General features: G+C 69.1%; 16 protein-coding genes and 3 pseudogenes. 3 read left to right on the top strand and 16 right to left on the bottom strand.

The features are described 5' to 3' along the window. Nucleotides 1-101: 101 nt before the first annotated feature. The 3 genes and pseudogenes from ACSMXV_RS28555 to ACSMXV_RS28545 all read left to right on the top strand — a co-directional run. A pseudogene (locus tag ACSMXV_RS28555) lies at nt 102-1,299 on the top strand (sensor histidine kinase). Beyond that, nucleotides 1,296-1,937, top strand: coding sequence for a response regulator (locus ACSMXV_RS28550; protein WP_473174058.1), 642 nt, complete (start codon nt 1,296-1,298; stop codon nt 1,935-1,937). The pseudogene ACSMXV_RS28555 and the gene ACSMXV_RS28550 overlap by 4 nt, the downstream one beginning before the upstream one ends. Before the next feature lie 336 nt (nt 1,938-2,273). Then, nucleotides 2,274-3,419, top strand: a pseudogene (locus ACSMXV_RS28545) (glycoside hydrolase family 18 protein); the annotation flags it as partial. Between the two features lie 94 nt (nt 3,420-3,513). Here ACSMXV_RS28545 and ACSMXV_RS28540 read toward each other — a convergent pair. The 16 genes and pseudogenes from ACSMXV_RS28540 to prfA all read right to left on the bottom strand — a co-directional run bounded on the left by ACSMXV_RS28540 (nt 3,514) and on the right by prfA (nt 18,839). Beyond that, complete coding sequence (locus ACSMXV_RS28540) at nt 3,514-4,005, bottom strand: DUF2550 domain-containing protein (protein WP_181655529.1); 492 nt, start codon at nt 4,003-4,005, stop codon at nt 3,514-3,516. A gap of 130 nt (nt 4,006-4,135) precedes the next feature. Further along, complete coding sequence (locus ACSMXV_RS28535) at nt 4,136-4,510, bottom strand: F0F1 ATP synthase subunit epsilon (RefSeq protein ID WP_181655528.1); 375 nt, start codon at nt 4,508-4,510, stop codon at nt 4,136-4,138. A 349-nt stretch (nt 4,511-4,859) separates the two neighbouring features. Then, a pseudogene (gene atpD / locus ACSMXV_RS28530) lies at nt 4,860-6,295 on the bottom strand (F0F1 ATP synthase subunit beta). Then, complete coding sequence (locus tag ACSMXV_RS28525) at nt 6,295-7,221, bottom strand: F0F1 ATP synthase subunit gamma (protein WP_181655526.1); 927 nt, start codon at nt 7,219-7,221, stop codon at nt 6,295-6,297. Before ACSMXV_RS28525 ends, atpD begins: the two are co-directional and overlap by 1 nt. Before the next feature lie 20 nt (nt 7,222-7,241). Next, nucleotides 7,242-8,834: a F0F1 ATP synthase subunit alpha gene (atpA, locus tag ACSMXV_RS28520; protein WP_181655525.1), complete on the bottom strand. Its 1,593-nt coding sequence runs from the start codon at nt 8,832-8,834 to the stop codon at nt 7,242-7,244. Nucleotides 8,835-8,968: 134 nt separating this feature from the next. Then, complete coding sequence (locus ACSMXV_RS28515) at nt 8,969-9,790, bottom strand: F0F1 ATP synthase subunit delta (RefSeq protein ID WP_473174057.1); 822 nt, start codon at nt 9,788-9,790, stop codon at nt 8,969-8,971. After that, entirely contained in the window at nt 9,787-10,332 is a 546-nt protein-coding gene (locus ACSMXV_RS28510; protein ID WP_181655523.1) for a F0F1 ATP synthase subunit B, read from the bottom strand. The genes ACSMXV_RS28515 and ACSMXV_RS28510 overlap by 4 nt, the downstream gene beginning before the upstream one ends. 42 nt (nt 10,333-10,374) lie before the next feature. Next, entirely contained in the window at nt 10,375-10,611 is a 237-nt protein-coding gene (locus tag ACSMXV_RS28505; RefSeq protein WP_043683105.1) for an ATP synthase subunit c family protein, read from the bottom strand. A gap of 78 nt (nt 10,612-10,689) precedes the next feature. Continuing rightward, nucleotides 10,690-11,526 (bottom strand): F0F1 ATP synthase subunit A, encoded by an 837-nt coding sequence (atpB, locus tag ACSMXV_RS28500; RefSeq protein WP_473179093.1) that lies wholly within the window; start codon nt 11,524-11,526, stop codon nt 10,690-10,692. A gap of 210 nt (nt 11,527-11,736) precedes the next feature. Beyond that, nucleotides 11,737-12,174: a hypothetical protein gene (locus ACSMXV_RS28495; RefSeq protein ID WP_473174056.1), complete on the bottom strand. Its 438-nt coding sequence runs from the start codon at nt 12,172-12,174 to the stop codon at nt 11,737-11,739. A 274-nt stretch (nt 12,175-12,448) separates the two neighbouring features. After that, nucleotides 12,449-13,888 carry an MraY family glycosyltransferase gene (locus ACSMXV_RS28490; protein WP_473174055.1) on the bottom strand — a complete coding sequence of 480 codons (1,440 nt, stop codon included), beginning with the start codon at nt 13,886-13,888 and terminating at the stop codon, nt 12,449-12,451. A gap of 129 nt (nt 13,889-14,017) precedes the next feature. Beyond that, entirely contained in the window at nt 14,018-15,286 is a 1,269-nt protein-coding gene (locus ACSMXV_RS28485) for a serine hydroxymethyltransferase (RefSeq protein WP_473174054.1), read from the bottom strand. Between the two features lie 115 nt (nt 15,287-15,401). Beyond that, nucleotides 15,402-16,055 (bottom strand): arsenate reductase/protein-tyrosine-phosphatase family protein, encoded by a 654-nt coding sequence (locus tag ACSMXV_RS28480; protein ID WP_473174053.1) that lies wholly within the window; start codon nt 16,053-16,055, stop codon nt 15,402-15,404. Then, the gene (locus ACSMXV_RS28475) at nt 16,052-16,699 is read right to left on the bottom strand and encodes an L-threonylcarbamoyladenylate synthase (protein WP_181864431.1); all 648 of its coding nucleotides are present in this window, start codon (nt 16,697-16,699) and stop codon (nt 16,052-16,054) included. Before ACSMXV_RS28475 ends, ACSMXV_RS28480 begins: the two co-directional genes overlap by 4 nt. Nucleotides 16,700-16,764: 65 nt before the next feature. Continuing rightward, on the bottom strand, nt 16,765-17,604 hold the full coding sequence (prmC, locus tag ACSMXV_RS28470; protein ID WP_473174052.1) for a peptide chain release factor N(5)-glutamine methyltransferase: 840 nt from the start codon (nt 17,602-17,604) through the stop codon (nt 16,765-16,767). A gap of 161 nt (nt 17,605-17,765) precedes the next feature. Next, on the bottom strand, nt 17,766-18,839 hold the full coding sequence (gene prfA / locus ACSMXV_RS28465; RefSeq protein WP_473174051.1) for a peptide chain release factor 1: 1,074 nt from the start codon (nt 18,837-18,839) through the stop codon (nt 17,766-17,768). Between the last annotated feature and the right edge of the window lie 55 nt (nt 18,840-18,894).

The following is an 18,894-nucleotide window of genomic DNA, read 5'->3' as shown; positions in this document are numbered from 1 at the left end:
TCGTCGTCGCCGATGACGAAGTCGCACTGCTTCCTTCGATGTAGTCCCGAACCGTTCCCGAGGATCAGGCGACGTGCGCGTACGCCGTGTTGGATGGAGTCATGGCCATACGACTCCCCCACCCCCACCGCCACGACGTGCGGATCGCGGTCGGGGGGCTGCTCGGCGGGCTCCTGCTGTACGGCGTCGGGCTCGGTCTCCGGGCAGCCGACGACCCGATCGTCCTGTGGTCCGACAGCCGGGTGCTGCTGGTTCCGCTCGTGGTGATGGCGGGCTGCGAGTTGCTGCGCCGGACCATGCCTCGTACGGGTCTGCTGATCGGTACGGCCGCGGTGATCGCCGATTACCTCACCCGGGGCAGCCTGGCCACGGTCCTGATGTTCACGGATCTCATGTACGCGGCGGTGCTGTACGGGCCTCCGGCCTACGCCCGGCGCATCCCGTGGATCACCGGACTGCTGACGGTGGCCGGCACGGTGGTGCCCCTGGCCCTCTGGCGCGAACCGGAGGCTCTGCTGGTCGGCGTGGTCGTGGGCCTGGTGGCGCTGATGCCCGCCGCCACCGGCTGGATCGTACGCAACCACCGCGACACGGCCGCCGCCGAACGCCTGCGGGCCGAGCAGACCGCCCTGCTCGCCGAGATGGACCGCACCCAGGCCGTCACCGCCGAACGCGCCCGGATGGCCCGGGAGTTGCACGACATGGTGGCCAACCACCTGTCCGCGATCGCCATCCACTCCACGGCCGCGCTCTCGCTCGACGACCCGGGCACCTCCAAGGACGCCCTCTCCGTCATCCGCGAGAACAGCGTCGAGGGACTGGCCGAGATGCGGCGGCTGATCGGCATCCTGCGGGACGACAGCGGCGAGAGGGCCCCGGCCGCGGCCCCCACCCTCGACGGTCTCGGCGCGCTGGTGGAGGGCACGCGCACCAACGGCCTCGACGTCACGCTCGACGCCGCGCACGGAAAGCTCCCGGCCCCGGTGGAGCTCGCCGCGTACCGGATTGTCCAGGAGTCCCTGACCAACGCCCTCAAGCACGCGTCGCCCGGCCGGGTCGTCGTGACGCTCACCCAGCTCGACGAATCGCTCACGGTGCGGGGTGACCAGCCCGTACGACGGCGACGGCGGCGCACCTCGCGCACCCGGTTCCGGGGCCGGGCTCGTCGGCATGCGGGAGCGGACCGCCTTACTGGGCGGCACCTTCGAAGCCGGGCCCGAGGAGTCGCCCGATGGCAAGGTCTGGTCCGTACGCGCCACACTGCCGATCGCCCAAGGCCCGCAGGGAGGGACCGAATGATCCGCGTGCTCGTCGCCGACGACCAGGCCGCCGTACGGGCCGGGCTGGTGCTGATCCTGCGCAGCGCCCCCGACATCGAGGTGTCGGGCGAGGCCGCGGACGGCGAGCAGGCGGTCGCGCTGGCCCGTGAACTCCGCCCGGACGTTGTACTGATGGATGTCCAGATGCCCCGGCTCGACGGTGTTTCGGCGACCCGTCAGGTGGTCGCCGAACAGCTCGCGGACGTACTCGTGCTGACGACCTTCGACCTCGACGAGTTCGTCTTCGGCGCTCTGCGCGCCGGAGCGTCCGGTTTTCTGCTCAAGAGCGCCGAGGCGAAGGACCTGCTGGAAGCCGTCCGTACGGTCGCCCGCGGCGAGGGCCTGATCGCCCCGGCCGTCACCCGGCGGCTCATCGCCGAGTTCGCCGCGAAGACCGCATCCGCGCCGGGCTCGGACCCGTCCGTCCTGGAAACCCTCACGCGCCGCGAGCGCGAGGTGCTGTCCTGCCTCGGCGAAGGGCTCTCGAACGCCGAGATCGCGGTACGCCTGGAGATGGCCGAGGCGACCGCGAAGACCCATGTCAGCCGGTTGCTGGGGAAGCTGGAGCTGCGCAGCAGGGTGCAGGCGGCCATGCTGGCACAGGAATTGGGCCTCTAGTCCGCGCCCCCGGGCTGCCGGGGAAAGGCGCCGCAATTGGTCCAGACCCCTTGACCAATGGTCCAGACCTTTCTATTCTCGCCGCACTGCGGTGAGCGTGTCATTTCCGACAAGTCCTCGGTCCGCACGTGTCCCTGACCGTGCGCGCCGTCGATCACGCGCGCTCACGGGCGTCGCAGGCCTGGTTTCACCCTCCCCTTACGACCGGACCGCACCCCGAGGAGGCGCTGAATGCGCTTCAAGCACAGAGCCGCGGCAGGGTTCGCAACCCTGCTGCTCCCGCTCGCCGCCCTGGCAGGACTGGCGAGCCCCACCGCGGCCGCCAACGACACGAAGGCCCAGGACACCGCCGCGATCGCAGGCCCCGCCGCCAAGGTCAAGCTTGGCTACTTCATCGAGTGGGGCGTCTACGGCCGCGACTACCACGTGAAGAACCTGGTCACCTCCGGCTCCGCCGGCAAGATCACGCACATCAACTACGCGTTCGGCAACGTCGTGGACGGCAAGTGCGCCATCGGCGACTCCTGGGCCGACTACGAGAAGCCCTACTCCGCCGAGCAGTCCGTGGACGGCGTCGCGGACTCCGAGGACCAGCCGCTCCGCGGCAACTTCAACCAGCTCCGCAAGCTCAAGGCCAAGTACCCGAACATCAAGGTGCTCTGGTCCTTCGGCGGCTGGTCCTGGTCCGGCGGCTTCACCGAGGCAGCCAAGGACCCGGCCGCGTTCGCCGACTCCTGTTACGACCTCGTCGAGGACCCGCGCTGGGCCGATGTCTTCGACGGCATCGACATCGACTGGGAGTACCCGAACGCCTGCGGCCTGACCTGCGACACCAGTGGCGCGGCAGGGTACGGGAACGTGATGTCCGCGCTGCGTGCAAAGTTCGGCTCGAAGTACCTCGTCACGTCTGCCATCACCGCGGACGCCTCGGACGGCGGCAAGATCGACGCCGTCGACTACGGGGCCGCCTCACGGTACGTCAACTGGTACAATGTGATGACGTACGACTTCTTCGGCGCCTGGGCGGCCAACGGCCCGACGGCCCCGCACTCCCCGCTCACGTCGTACCCGGGCATCCCCGCCGAGGGCTTCAACTCGGCCGCAGCCATCGCCAAGTTGAAAGCCCAAGGCGTCCCGGCCTCCAAGCTGCTGCTCGGTATCGGCTTCTACGGCCGCGGCTGGACGGGCGTCACGCAGTCGGAGCCGGGCGGCACGGCGACCGGTCCCGCCGCGGGCACCTACGAGGCCGGCTTCGAGGACTACAAGGTCCTCAAGACCATCTGCCCGGCGACCGGCAGGGTCGGCGGCACGGCCTACGCGCACTGCGGCACGGACTGGTGGAGCTACGACACCCCGACCACCATCCGCTCCAAGATGGGCTGGGCGAAGGACCAGGGCCTGGGCGGCGCGTTCTTCTGGGAGTTCAGCGGCGACACCGCCAATGGCGAGCTGGTGGCCGCCATCAACAACGGCCTGAAGTAGTCACACAGCTCGGCGGACCGCCCACACAGACGAAGCCGGGGAGACAGGAACGCCCCCTGTCTCCCCGGCTTCTTCACGTGATTCGTTCCCGTGGTCAGGCCACGTTCACTCTCTGGCCCGGTGGCGCCGCCTCCAGCCACGCCAGGAAACCGGTGAGTGCGTCCTCGCTCATCGCCAGCTCGAGCCGCGTGCCGCGGTGCGTACAGGCCAGGACGATCGCGTCGGAGAGCAGCGCGAGCTCCTCCTCGCCCTCAGGGGCGCGGCGGCCGACCACCTCGATCGCCGAGCGCTCGAGGATACGGCGCGGGCGGGGAGCGTACGAGAAGATCCGGAACCACTCGACGCGGTCGCCGTTATACCGGGCGATGCCGTATCCCCAGCCCTTGCCGGTGGGGGTCCCGCCGGCGGAGCCGGGGACGGTGTCGGCGCCGCCCGGGGCGCCCGTTTCCGGGGTGTTCCAGCGCAGGCTGCAGTCGAAGGTGCCACCGGAGCGCTGGATGAGCCGTCGGCGCAGCCCGAAGGCAAAGAGCCCCACCAACACCAGCGCCACGATCACGAGACCGCACACAACCAGAGCGAGGATCATCAGCACCGACCTCCTCGCCCCATCAGTAACGGCTCAACCAGATTGCACCCGCATTGCCTCAGCCGCGGCCCGGTCCGGAGTAGCTCTCCGGTCCCGGCCGCGGCTGAGTCACGTAACTCCGCGCGCCTGCTCAGCGCGCCGCCGCCGCACGAAGTCGGACCTCCGCGCGCCGCTCGGCGGAGGCGTTCGCCTCCGTCTGCGCACGCTCGAGCGCCCGCTCCGCGCGCTGGACGTCGATCTCGTCGGAGAGCTCGGCGATCTCGGCCAGCAGCGACAGCTTGTTGTCCGCGAACGAGATGAATCCGCCGTGCACCGCCGCCACGACGGTCCCGCCGTCGCTCGTACGGATCGTCACCGGGCCCGACTCCAGCACACCGAGCAGCGGCTGGTGACCGGGCATGACGCCGATGTCGCCGGACGTGGTGCGCGCGACGACCAGGGTGGCCTCGCCGGACCAGACCTGGCGGTCGGCAGCGACCAGCTCGACGTGCAGCTCAGCAGCCAAGGGTGGCTCCTCGGGTCACCACCCGGCGGTTCTGCCGGGTGTTGGGTCATAAGTCTAGTAGGGCTCCGGCCGTCAAGACGTCGGGGCCCGCCCCAGCCTCTCGGCCGGGGGTCCGGGGGTTGGCCCCCGGGCTATGCAGCGTAGGGCTCCGGCCGTCGAGACGTCGGGGCCCGCCCCAGCCTCTCGGCCGGGGGTCCGGGGGTTGGCCCCCGGAGGGTGTAGCTGTGGGCGTGGCGAGGGGGACGGGACGCTGCCCGTCCCCCTCGCCAGTCACACGACTCTGTCGAGTCACACCACTCTGCCGAGTCCTACGACTCGCTCGAGTGAGCGGACTCTCGAGTGAGCGGACTCAGGAGACGCCGAGCTCCTTCGCGTTCTTCTTGAGGTCCTCGATACCACCGCACATGAAGAACGCCTGCTCCGGGAAGTGGTCGAACTCGCCGTCGCAGATCGCGTTGAACGCGGTGATCGACTCGTCGAGCGACACGTCCGAACCGTCGACGCCGGTGAACTGCTTGGCGACGTGCGTGTTCTGGGACAGGAAGCGCTCCACGCGACGGGCACGGTGGACAACGAGCTTGTCCTCCTCGCCCAGCTCGTCGATACCGAGGATCGCGATGATGTCCTGGAGGTCCTTGTACTTCTGCAGGATCGTCTTGACGCGCATGGCGGCGTCGTAGTGGTCCTGCGCGATGTAGCGGGGGTCCAGGATGCGGGACGTGGAGTCCAGCGGGTCCACGGCCGGGTAGATGCCCTTCTCCGAGATCGGACGGGAGAGAACCGTCGTCGCGTCGAGGTGGCGAAGGTGGTGGCCGGGGCCGGGTCGGTCAGGTCGTCCGCGGGGACGTAGATCGCCTGCATCGAGGTGATCGAGTGACCACGGGTCGAGGTGATGCGCTCCTGGAGGAGACCCATCTCGTCGGCCAGGTTCGGCTGGTAGCCCACCGCGGAGGGCATACGGCCGAGCAGGGTCGACACCTCGGAACCGGCCTGCGTGAAGCGGAAGATGTTGTCGATGAAGAACAGCACGTCCTGCTTCTGCACATCGCGGAAGTACTCCGCCATGGTCAGACCGGCAAGGGCCACGCGCAGACGGGTGCCCGGGGGCTCGTCCATCTGACCGAAGACCAGCGCGGTCTTGTCGATGACGCCGGAGTCCGACATCTCCTCGATGAGGTCGTTGCCCTCACGGGTGCGCTCACCGACGCCCGCGAACACCGACACACCGTCGTGGTTGTTGGCGACGCGGTAGATCATCTCCTGGATCAGCACGGTCTTGCCGACACCGGCACCACCGAACAGACCGATCTTTCCACCCTTGACGTACGGGGTGAGCAGGTCGATGACCTTGACGCCCGTCTCGAACATCTCGGTCTTGGACTCGAGCTGGTCGAAGGCCGGCGCCTTGCGGTGGATGGACCAGCGCTCGCCGTCGTAGGTCTCGTCGACGTTCAGCACCTCACCGATGGTGTTGAACACCTTGCCCTTGGTGAAGTCGCCGACCGGGACGCTGATGCCCGTGCCGGTGTCCACGACCGAGGCCTGGCGGACCAGACCGTCGGTGGGCTGCATCGAGATCGTGCGGACCAGGCCGTCACCGAGGTGCTGCGCGACCTCGAGCGTCAGGGTCTTCTTCTCGCCGGCGTTGGCCGGGTCGGCGACCTCGACGTGCAGCGCGTTGTAGATCTCCGGCATCGCGTCGACGGGGAACTCCACGTCGACGACCGGGCCGATGACCCGGGCGACGCGGCCCGTAGCCGTGGCCGTCTCAACAGTGGTCGTCATTACTTGTCACTCCCCGCGGTCGCGTCGGCCAGGGCTCCTGCGCCACCGACGATCTCGCTGATTTCCTGGGTGATTTCGGCCTGGCGGGCCGCGTTGGCAAGTCGGGAGAGCGTGTTGATGAGCTCACCCGCGTTGTCGGTGGCCGACTTCATCGCGCGCCGCGTGGCGGCGTGCTTGGAGGCGGCCGACTGCAGCAGCGCGTTGTAGATGCGGCTCTCGACGTACCGCGGCAGCAGGGCGTCGAGGACGTCCTCCGCCGACGGCTCGAACTCGAAGAGCGGGAGGATCTCGTGCTTGGCAGCGAGCTCCTCCTTGCCCTCCTCGAGGTTCTCGAGGCTGAGCGGCAGCAGGCGGTTGTCCACCGGCGTCTGCGTCAGCATCGAGACGAACTCGGTGAAGACGATGTGGAGCTCGTCCACGCCGCCGTCGGCCGTCTCCTGCTGGATCGCCTCGATCAGCGGGGCCGCGACCTTCTTGGCGTCCGCGTACGAGGGCTCGTCGGTGAAGCCGGTCCACGAGTCCGTGACCGGACGCTCACGGAACCCGTAGTAGGCGACACCCTTGCGGCCGACGATGTAGGTGTCGACCTCCTTGCCCTCGCCGCGCAGCCGCCCGGTGAGCTGCTCCGCCGCCTTGATGGCGTTGGAGTTGTAGCCGCCGGCCAGACCACGGTCGCTCGTGACGAGCAGGACCGCGGCACGCGTCGGCGTCTCGGCCTCGGTCGTCAGCGGGTGGTTGGTGTTCGACCCGGTCGCCACCGCCGTGACCGCGCGGGTGAGCTCGGTCGCGTACGGCGCGGAGGCCGCCACCTTGCGCTGCGCCTTGACGATGCGCGAGGCGGCGATCATCTCCATCGCCTTGGTGATCTTCTTGGTCGCGGTGACGGACCGGATGCGACGCTTGTAGACCCGGAGCTGCGCTCCCATGAGTCAGGTCCCTTCCGTCGTCACTTGGCGGCAGCGGCGGACGTGTCTTCGCCGAGCAGCTTGCCGTCCGAGGTCTCGAACTGCTTCTTGAACTCCGCGATCGCCTCGGCCACGGCCTGCAGGGTGTCGTCCGACATCTTGCCGCCCTCCTTGATGGAGGTCATGAGGCCCTGCTCCTTGCGGTGCAGGTAGTCGAGCATCTCGCGCTCGAAGCGGCGGATGTCCTCGACCGGCACGTCGTCCATCTTGCCGGTGGTGCCGGCCCAGACGGAGACGACCTGGTCCTCGGTGGCCATCGGCTGGTACTGCGCCTGCTTCAGCAGCTCGACCATGCGCTGACCACGGCCCAGCTGGGCCTTGGACGCGGCGTCCAGGTCGGAACCGAAGGCGGCGAACGCCTCCAGCTCACGGAACTGGGCGAGGTCCACGCGGAGACGGCCGGAGACCTGCTTCATGGCCTTGTGCTGGGCGGAGCCACCGACACGGGAGACCGAGATACCGACGTTCAGGGCCGGACGCTGACCGGCGTTGAACAGGTCGGACTCCAGGAAGCACTGGCCGTCGGTGATGGAGATGACGTTGGTCGGGATGAACGCCGACACGTCGTTCGCCTTGGTCTCGACGATCGGCAGACCGGTCATCGAGCCGGCGCCCATGTCGTCCGACAGCTTCGCGCAGCGCTCCAGCAGACGGGAGTGCAGGTAGAAGACGTCGCCCGGGTAGGCCTCACGGCCCGGCGGACGGCGCAGCAGGAGGGACACGGCGCGGTAGGCGTCGGCCTGCTTCGACAGGTCGTCGAAGATGATCAGGACGTGCTTGCCCTCGTACATCCACTGCTGGCCGATGGCCGAGCCGGTGTAGGGGGCGAGGTACTTGAAGCCGGCCGGGTCGGACGCCGGGGCCGCGACGATCGTCGTGTACTCGAGGGCGCCGGCCTCCTCCAGCGCGCCGCGCACGGACGCGATGGTGGAGCCCTTCTGGCCGATGGCGACGTAGACGCAGCGGACCTGCTTCTTCGGGTCGCCCGAGCGCCAGTTGTCGCGCTGGTTGATGATCGTGTCGACGGCCAGGGCGGTCTTGCCGGTCTGGCGGTCGCCGATGATCAGCTGACGCTGGCCACGGCCGATCGGGGTCATCGCGTCGACGGCCTTGTAGCCGGTCTCCATCGGCTCGTGCACCGACTTGCGCTGCATGACCGTGGGGGCCTGCAGCTCGAGGGCGCGGCGGCCGGTGGTCTCGATCTCGCCGAGGCCGTCGATCGGGTTGCCGAGCGGGTCGACGACGCGGCCGAGGTAGCCCTCGCCGACGGCGACGGACAGGACCTCGCCGGTACGCGTGACCTGCTGACCCTCCTCGATGCCGCTGAACTCACCGAGGACGATGGCACCGATCTCGCGCTCCTCGAGGTTGAGGGCGAGGCCGAGGGTGCCGTCCTCGAACTTCAGCAGTTCGTTGGCCATGGCCGAGGGCAGGCCCTCGACCTTCGCGATGCCGTCGCCGGCAAGGGTGACCGTACCGACCTCCTCGCGCGAGGCCGCGTCCGGCTTGTACGACTGGACAAAGTTCTCCAGCGCGTCCCGGATCTCCTCCGGCCGGATCGTGAGCTCCGCCATCTGGGTTCCCTGCTCTCCTTGTTGGGCCCGAAGTTTCTTTGGGGGGCTCTGGGGGCTCCCCCCAGAAACTCTGCATTCTCTGCACGGCCCAACTCGGGCCGTAAAACACTGCTTGTTGAGTTGGTGGCGGCCGGTCAGCCGGCCATCCGGCGCTTCGCGTCTTCGAGACGGTCCGCGATGCTGCCGTTGATGATCTCGTCGCCCACCTGCACCTGGATCCCGCCGAGGACCTCCGGGTCCACGTCGAGGTTGAGATGCATCTGCCGGCCGTAGAGCTTCGCCAGGGCTGCGCCCAGACGCTGCTTCTGCCGGTCCGACAGCGGCACGGCCGAGGTGACGACGGCGACCAGGCGGTCCCGACGCTCCGCGGCGAGCTTGGAGAGGGACTCGAGTCCCGCTTCCAGGCTACGTCCCCGGGGCTGGGTCACAAGACGCTCGACCAACCGCTCGGTCACGGCCTCGACCCGGCCGCCGAGCAGGCTGCGCAGCAGCTCTCGCTTGGCGGCGACGGTCGCGGCGCGATCCGTCAGCGCGGCGCGCAGCTCGGTGCTCGAGGAGACGATCCGGCCGAACCGGAACAGCTCGTCCTCGACGTTGTCGAGCGTGCCCGCCTTCTGCGCGGCGGTGAGGTCGGCGATGCTCGCCAGCTCCTCGAGCACGTCCACCAGGTCGCGCGACTGCGACCAGCGGGAGCGCACCATTCCGGACACCAGGTCGATGGTCTCGCCGCCGACCTGAGAACCCAGCAGGCGCCCCGCCAGCTCCGCCTTGGCGTCGCCGGGCTGCGCCGGGTCGGTGAGGACCCGACGCAGCGACACCTCGCGATGGAGCAGCGCGGTGACCGCGGCCAGCTCGTCGGCCAGCCGGGCCGCGTCGACGGACGTGCTGTCCGTCAGCGCGTCGAGACGCTCACGTGCGGCGGCCAGGGCTTCGCGGCTCGCTCCGTGCGCAGTCATCGACTTGCCTCGGCCTTCTCCTCGAGCTCGTCGAGGAAGCGGTCGATGGTGCGGCTCTGCCGTGCGTGGTCGTCGAGGGACTCACCGACGAGCTTGCCGGCCAGGTCGGTGGCCAGTCGGCCGACGTCCTGGCGCAGCGTGAGCGCGGCGGCCTTGCGGTCGGCCTCGATCTGCGCGTGACCGGCGGCGATGATCTCCTCACGCTGCCGCTGACCCTCCGCGCGCATCTCGGCGATGAGCGTGGCGCCCTGCTCCTGTGCCTCCTGGCGCAGGCGCGCGGCCTCGTGCCGTGCCTCGGCGAGCTGAGCCTTGTACTGCTCGAGCACGCTCTGGGCCTCGGTCTGAGCGGCCTCGGCCTTCTCGATACCGCCCTCGATCGACTCGCGGCGCTCTTCCAGAACCTTGTTGATGTTCGGGAGGAGCTTCCAGGCGAGCAGACCGAAGACGATGACGAAGGCGATCAGGCCGATGACGAGCTCGGGAAGCGGCGGGACGAGGGGGTTCTGCGTCTCCTCAGCCGCGATATTGAGCAGTGGGCTCATCAGAGTGCCTTTCGTCTAGTGGTCTGGTCGTTGATCAGACGATCAGGTGCCGTAGACGAACGGCATGACCAGGCCGATGAGGGCGAGCGCCTCACAGAAGGCGAAGCCGAGAATCTGGTTCGCACGGATCAGACCGGCGGCCTCGGGCTGACGGGCCAGGGCCTGGGTGCCGTTACCGAAGATGATGCCGACGCCCACGCCGGGGCCGATCGCGGCGAGGCCGTAGCCGATGGAGCCGAGGGAGCCGGAGACGGCGGCGAGGGTCTCAGTGGCAGCCATGCTGATTCTTCCTTCTCTGTACGGACCGGCGGGGGTTGGCCACCGGACGATCTGGGGGGTTGTGCAGGGGCGGTTGGCTCAGTGGTGCTCGGCGAGCGCGCCCTGAATGAAGGTGCAGGTCAGGAGCACGAAGACGTACGCCTGCAGCGCCTGGATGAAGAGCTCGAAGGCCGTCATCACGATGACCATGATGAAAGACACACCGGCGTAGGCGATGCCGATGCCGTTCAGCAGGTACCAGCTGGCGATCGTGAAGAGCAGCAGCAGCGTGTGGCCCGCGAACATGTTCGCGAAGAGTCGGACGGCGTGCGTGAAGGGCCGGACGATCAGGTTCGAGAGGAACTCGATGAACATGGCCAGCGGGAGGACCGGGCCGAGCGACTTGTCGTAGCCGGTGAAGTTCTTGAAGGCGCCGACGAAGCCGTGCCGCTTGAAGGTCAGCGAGACCCACAGGACATAGACGATCAGGGCGAGAACCATCGGGTACGCGATGATCGACGTCACCGGGAACTGGGCGACCGGAATGATCGACCAGAGGTTCATCATCCAGATGAAGAAGAACAGCGAGACGACCAGCGGGACGTACTTCTCGCCTTCCTTCTTGCCGATCGTCTCGTAGACGACGCCGCGCCGGATGAAGTCGTAGCCGGCCTCGGCGACCATCTGAAGCTTGCCCGGGACAACCTTCGGCTTGCGGAACGCGGCCCAGAAGAAGCCGACGACGATGATCGAGCCGAGCAGCGCCAGCAGCATGGGCTTGTTGAAGTACGAGTTGCTGTCCGGGTTGCCCCAGAGGGGCTCGAACAGGAACGAGTGCAGGCCGGGAGCCGGGAATCCACACCCGTCGAAGATGTGGCAGTCGGTCTCGAAGGCGAGCACCTGCGTCGGGTCAGCACTCACCGCGGGCTCCTTCAGCGTGGCGCATAGGTACGGCAACCTCGTTGTGTCGGCGCGGCGCGCAGCCGCGGTTCGGCACTGGACTGGTGTTACGGATGTGGGGGCGGCGGTCCGGCATCGAGCCTCGCGCTAGAGCAGGCGTCAGCTCAGATGCCCGCGCCCGCAGTGCCGCAGTTGGAACCGGACGATAGCAGGCTCTCAACCGCGTATTTATCCCGGCCCTACCCTTCACGACGACGGCCCCGTCTTTTCGGGCTTGCTGCCCGTCGAGGAGTCCGGTTCGACGTAGAGGATCTTGGACTTCATGTGTGCACGCGTCTGCGCCGCGATCCACACGAGGGTGGCCGCGAGGAGCGTGAAAGCGAAGGCCTTGGGGTGGAACAGGGTGGTGTTCTTGAACACCGCCAGGAAGACGAACAGCAGCAGGATCTGCGTCGCGTAGAGCAGGAGGCCCATCGCCTGGAACAAGTGCGGAAGCGATTTGGCAGTGCGCTGCAGAACGACCATCCCGATGCCCATGAACAGGATCACGACCAGCGTCGCGACGATCGCCCCGATGGCACCCTTCCCGCCGGCGACCACACCGCTGACGACGGCGGCAACAGCACCGACGGCAGCTGTGGGCACAACGGCCTGAAGAAGGATCCGGGCGTCATTGGACGGCATGGAGGCGACTCCGCTCGCGGGTGGGGGCAGGTGTCGTCATGGACGAGCTTAGGGGTCCCGGGCAAAGGGTGACTCTCGGGCCAATGGACCGTCGCACTACGGTCCTTCGGCTCTGTCCCCGGGTCTCGTGAACGGTATCACAATCTATTTGATGAGGTCTTTACCTTGGAAGTGTGCGGACCGTCACACATGAGTGCAACCCCGCGCGTCTGTGCAGAAAGCCGGGTTGCTTGTCTGGTATTGAGCTGTTTTGGGGCGTGTACTGCGTCCCAAGTCAGCGCGACGTTTCCGCCTTGTGCCTGTCCAGGAAGCGGGAACGGGCGCCGATGGCCGTCGCTCCGTTGACCCCCTTTGCCCCTGCTGCCACAGGGGTCCGCTGCTCCCCCGCAGCCCTGGCACCGGCAACTGCTTCGCCCTCAGCGGAATTCACGGCCCTCGCGACGGCCACGGGCTCGCGGGCCGCTGTCTCGCCGGCTGCGGCTTCCGCCTCCGCGGCCGCTGCCAGGGCGTACGTGACAGAGGGCTCGGCGGCCGCCTGGGCCACGGCCGACCGGCGGTAGCGCGGGGGCACGTAGCGCTCGGCCCAACGCGGGGCGCGCGGCGTGAAGCGGGGCAGCAGCAGGAGCACCAGGCCGACCGCGCTGAGTACCACGATGGTGAGCACGATCCACATGGACGCCGAGTTCACGGAGTAGGCCAGGGCGCCGAAGGCGATCAGCGCGGACCAGAAGTACATGATCAGGACGGCCCGGCTGTGCGAGTGGCCGATCTCGAGGAGCCGGTGGTGCAGGTGGCCCCGGTCGGCCGCGAACGGCGACTGGCCGCGCCAGGTCCGTCGCACGATCGCCAGCACCAGGTCGGCGGCCGGGATCGCGATGATCGTCAGCGGCATCAGCAGCGGGATGTAGACCGGCACCGTCTGGTGCACGGCCGCCTTCTCGGATCCGGCGAACAGCGCCATCGCGTCCGGGTCCACCTGGCCCGTGATGGAGATGGCGCCCGCGGCCAGCACGAGCCCGATGAGCATCGAGCCGGAGTCGCCCATGAAGATCCGGGCCGGATGCATGTTGTGCGGCAGGAAGCCGAGGCACATGCCCATGAGGATCGCGGCGAACAGCGTCGCGGGGGCGGCGGCCTCGAGGCCGTAGCCGTACCAGATGCGGTACGCGTACATGAAGAACGCCGCGGCCGCGATGCAGACCATGCCGGAGGCGAGGCCGTCGAGGCCGTCCACGAAGTTCACGGCGTTGATGGTGACGACGACCAGAGCGACGGTCAGCAGGGTGCCCTGCCACTGGGTCAGCGAGACGGAGCCGACGCCCGGGACGGGCAGCCACAGGATCGTCAGACCCTGCATGACCATGACGCCCGCGGCGATCATCTGGCCGCCGAGCTTGATCAGCGCGTCGATCTCGAACTTGTCGTCGAGCACGCCGATGATCCAGATCAGCGCGGCACCGGAGAGGAGCGCCCGTGGCTCGTTGGAGTTCTCGAAGACCGTGCTGAGGTTCGTCAGATGGCTGGCGACCAGCAGACCTGCACAGAGCCCGAAGAACATCGCGATCCCGCCGAGCCGCGGCGTCGGTTCGCGGTGCACGTCACGGGCGCGGATCTCCGGCATCGCACCGGCCACGATGGCGAACTTTCGCACCGGACCGGTCAGCAGGTAGGTCACCGCAGCCGTGATACAGAGCGTCAGCAGGTATTCACGCACAGGCTTCCCCACAGGTATCGCTGGCCATCACAGCCTCACACCCTAGCCTCGCCGGCATATGGGGGAGGACCTTCGGGTAGCGAGAATGGTTGCACGAGTGACGGGGCACACGTGGGCGCCTACCCGTCTTCAGCTCCGGTACGGCGGAAAAGCCCGCGTCAGTTCGCGCACCTCCTCGCGCGCCCGCCGGCTGTCGATCTCCTCCCGCAGCACCGCCGCGAACAGCGCCCCTATCCGCACCATCTCCGCCTCGCCCATGCCCTGTGTGGTGACGGCGGCGGTGCCCAGGCGCAGCCCGCGGGCGTCGCCGTGGGGCAGCGCGCAGGTGTCCAGCACGATCCCGGCCGCAGCGAGGCGGCCGCGCGCGGCACGCCCCTCCAACCCGAGGGGGGCCGGATCCGCGCAGATCAGATGGGTGTCCGTACCGCCCGTGGTGACCGCGAGCCCCTCGGCCTCCAGCCCGTCGGCGAGCACGCGCGCGTTGGCGACGACCTGCCGGGCGTACGCGGCGAACGCCGGGGTGGCCGCCTCGCCGAACGCGACGGCCTTCGCCGCGATGGTGTGCATCTGCGCGCCGCCCTGTGTGAAGGGGAACACGGCCCGGTCGATACGTTCCGCCAGTCCGGCTCCGCACAGGACCATGCCGCCGCGCGGGCCGCGCAGCACCTTGTGTGTGGTCGCGCAGACGACGTCCGCGTACGGCACGGGGCTGGGTGCGGCTCCCCCGGCCACGAGTCCCATGGGGTGGGCGGAATCGGCGATCAGATAGGCCCCGACCTCGTCGGCGATGTCACGGAAGGCCGCGTAGTCGATGTGCCGCGGATACGCGATGGATCCGCAGACCACGGCCTTGGGCCGGTGCTTCCGGGCCAGCGCGTCCACCTGCTCGTAGTCGATGAGCCCCGATTCGGGATCGACACCGTAGCCGACGAAGTCGAACCAGCGTCCGGAGAAGTTGGCGGGCGATCCGTGCGTGAGGTGTCCGCCGTACGGGAGGCCGAGGGCCAGTACGGTGTCTCCCGGCCGCAGCAGGGCCGCGTACGCGGCGAGCACCGCCGAGGAACCGGAGTGCGGCTGGACGTTGGCGTGTTCGGCGCCGAAGAGCGCTGTCGCCCGCTCGATGGCGAGGCGCTCCGCGACGTCGACGAACTCGCAGCCGCCATGGTGGCGGGCGCCGGGGTATCCCTCGGCGTACTTGTTGGCGAGCGGGGAGCCGAGCGCCGCGAGGACGGCGGGCGAGGTGAAGTTCTCGGCGGCGATGAGCTGGAGCGCCGAGCACTGGCGTACCTGCTCCCCCAGGAGCACATCGGCGAGCTCCGGGTCCTGACGCCGCAGCGCGTCGAAGTCGGGCCCCACGGGCCGCACGACGCCTGACACCCCTGATTCGGTCACCGACATGGCACGCTCCGGACCTGGACGGTGGGCTACGTCCAATGTAGGGCCGGGGAGGGCGGGACGCCCGGTGTTGTACCGCTGCCGCACCGCTGTGGGCGGAGCAGAGCGGCCCGCAGCGCTACATGCGCGCCGGCACGCCCGTCAGGGCCGTGACCACCGGCTCCAGCGCCTCATGGATCTCGTCCCCGATGGACCGGAAGAACGGCAACGGCGCCCCGTACGGGTCGTACACCTCGTCCGCCTCGACGCTCGGCGCCAGAAGCCACCCGCGTAGAGCCGCGGCAGCCCGCACCAGCGCCCGCGCGCGCTCGACCACACCCTCGTCGGGATCGGGCAGCGTCGCGGGGTCTATGGCCTGCACAAGCCGCGTGAACTCCTTGAGCGTGAAGGTGCGCAGCCCCGCAGAGTGCCCCATCGAGATCACCTGCGCCCGGTGATCGCGCGTCGCGGTCAGCACGAGGTCGGCACGGATGACGTGGTCGTCGAGGAGCTCGCGCCCCACGAACCCGCTGGCGTCCGCGCCGAACTCGGCGAGGACGGCCTCCGCGTTGGTCTCCATCGGGGCGCCCTCGTGGCCCCACGTGCCCGCGCTCTCCACGATCAGGCCGCCGACCAACCGGTCACCGAGCCGGTCCGCCAGGGCATGGCGGGTCAGCCGCTCGGTGATCGGCGAGCGGCACACGTTGCCGGTGCTGACGTGGAGGATGCGGAATGTGTCCCCGTCCCCGAAGACCCCCGTGCCTATGCCACGCCCCGCGTCAGGGGCTGTCAATTGGCCACCTCGAGGTCGGGTACGACCTTGCGGAGCTCGTCGGCGTCCAGCGCACCCGCACGCAGCAGCAACGGCACCTTGCCCGTCACGTCGACGATCGACGACGGCACGTTGCCGGGCGTCGGCCCGCCGTCCAGGTACACGGAGACGGAGTCGCCGAGCATCTCCTGCGCGGCGTCGCAGTCCTCGGGGGCGGGGTGACCGGTGAGGTTCGCCGACGACACGGCCATCGGGCCGACCTCCGTCAGCAGCTCGATGGCGACCGGGTGCAGCGGCATGCGCACGGCGACGGTGCCACGGGTGTCCCCCAGGTCCCACTGGAGCGACGGCTGGTGCTTGGCGACCAGCGTCAGCGCGCCCGGCCAGAAGGCGTCGACGAGCTCCCACGCCTGCTCGGAGAAGTCGGTGACGAGCCCGTGCAGCGTGTTCGGGGAGCCGATGAGAACGGGCGTGGGCATGTTGCGCCCGCGCCCCTTGGCCGCCAGCAGATCGGCGACCGCCTCGGAGCTGAACGCGTCGGCCCCGATGCCGTACACGGTGTCGGTGGGCAGCACGACCAGCTCGCCACGGCGGACGGCGGACGCGGCCTCACGCAGACCGGTGGTGCGGTCCGTCGCGTCGTTGGTGTCGTATCGCCGTGCCATTTAGCGAGCCTCCTCGTACACGAAGTACACGTACTGGATCTTGACCTGGATCAAAGCTGCGGCCCTCATGGCAGCGCCTTACGTGCGGTCGCAAAGCGCGGCCGGTTGTTCAGGTCGGGATGGTCGGCCGCGTCGGCCCAGCCCGCCTCCTCGCTGAAGATCCACGGCACCTGGCCGCCCTGCGTGTCGGCGTGCTCCACGACGACCACGCCGCCGGGGCGCAGCAGCCGGTGGGCGGTGCGCTCGAGACCGCGGATGGTGTCGAGCCCGTCCTCGCCGGAGAAGAGGGCGAGTTCGGGGTCGTGGTCGCGGGCCTCTGGGGCGACGTACTCCCACTCCGTGAGCGGGATGTACGGCGGGTTGGAGATGACGAGGTCGACCTGGCCGTTGAGCTCGGGCAGCGCGGAGAGCGCGTCGCCCTGATGGACGGTGACCCGGGAGCCCGCGGCGTTCTTACGGGTCCACACGAGGGCGTCATCGGACAGCTCCACGGCGTGCACCCGGGACCGCGGCACCTCCTGCGCCATGGCGAGGGCGATCGCCCCGGAGCCCGCGCACAGGTCCACGATCAGCGGCTCCACGACGTCCATCGCACGCACGGCGTCTATCGCCCAGCCGACGACGGACTCGGTCTCGGGCCGCGGCACGAAGACGCCGGGCCCCACCTGGAGCTCCAGATAGCGGAAGTACGCCCGCCCGGTGATGTGCTGGAGCGGCTCGCGGGCCTCCCGGCGCGCGATGGCCTCCCAGTAGCGGGCGTCGAAGTCCGCGTCCTTGACCGTGTGCAGCTCGCCCCGCTTCACGCCGTGCACAAAGGCGGCGAGCTCCTCCGCGTCGTTGCGCGGCGACGGCACGCCGGCGTCGGCCAGCCGCCGGGTGGCCTGGGCGACCTCCGCGAGCAGCACGCCGCGGGGGTTTTGGGGTCGCCCCCCAATGTGTTGCTGCACGCTGGTCCTCCGGGGCAGAGCGGTTGTCGAGTCGGAGACGGTCTACGGGGTGCGGTACGAGGGACTGCTTACGGGTTGCGTTGCACGGTCTGGGCTTACAGGGCCGGGCTGACGACGGTCTAAGTGGCAGCGAGCTTCGCGGCCGAGTCCGCGTCGACGCACGCCTGGATCACGGCGTCGAGTTCGCCGTCGAGCACCTGGTCCAAGTTGTACGCCTTGAAGCCGACGCGGTGGTCCGAGATGCGGTTCTCCGGGAAGTTGTACGTACGGATCTTCTCGGAGCGGTCGACGGTGCGGACCTGGCTGCGGCGTGCGTCCGCGGCCTCCTTCTCCGCCTCCTCCTGAGCCGCGGCGAGCAGCCTGGAGCGCAGGATACGCATGGCCTGCTCCTTGTTCTGCAGCTGGCTCTTCTCGTTCTGGCAGGAGGCGACGACACCGGTCGGGATGTGGGTGATGCGGACCGCGGAGTCGGTCGTGTTCACGGACTGACCGCCAGGACCCGACGACCGGTACACGTCGATGCGCAGGTCGTTCGGGTTGATCTCGACGTCGATCTCCTCGGCCTCGGGCGTCACGAGGACACCGGCCGCTGAGGTGTGGATACGGCCCTGGGACTCGGTCGCGGGCACGCGCTGCACGCGGTGCACTCCGCCCTCGTACTTGAGCCGCGCCCAGACGCCCTGGCCGGGCTCGGGAGTGGCGTTGCCCTTGGTCTTCACGGCGACCTGGACGTCCTTGTAGCCGCCGAGCTCGGAATCGGTGGAGTCGATGATCTCGGTCTTCCAGCCGACGCGCTCGGCGTACCGCAGATACATGCGCAGCAGATCGCCGGCGAACAGCGCGGACTCGTCGCCGCCCGCGCCCGCCTTGATCTCGAGGATGACGTCCTTGTCGTCGCTGGGGTCCCGCGGGATCAGCAGCAGCCGCAGCTTCTCGGTGAGCTCCTCGCGCTGCTGCTCCAGGTCCTTGACCTCGGCGGCGAAGTCGGGGTCGTCGGCGGCGAACTCGCGGGCGGTCTCGATGTCGTCGCCGGTCTGCTTCCAGGAGCGGTACGCGGCGACGATCGGGGTCAGCTCGGCGTAGCGCTTGTTGAGCTTGCGCGCGTTGGCCTGGTCGGCGTGGACCGACGGGTCGGCGAGCTGCTTCTCCAGATCGGCGTGTTCGCCGATGAGTTCCTCGACCGCCTCGAACATCTCTGAGGGCTCCTAGATCTGCTTCGTACGAAAGGTGAAGTGAAACGACCAAAAA

The sequence above is a fragment of the Streptomyces sp. DSM 42067 genome (assembly GCF_055792885.1).
This window is presented reverse-complemented; position numbering and strand designations above follow the sequence as displayed.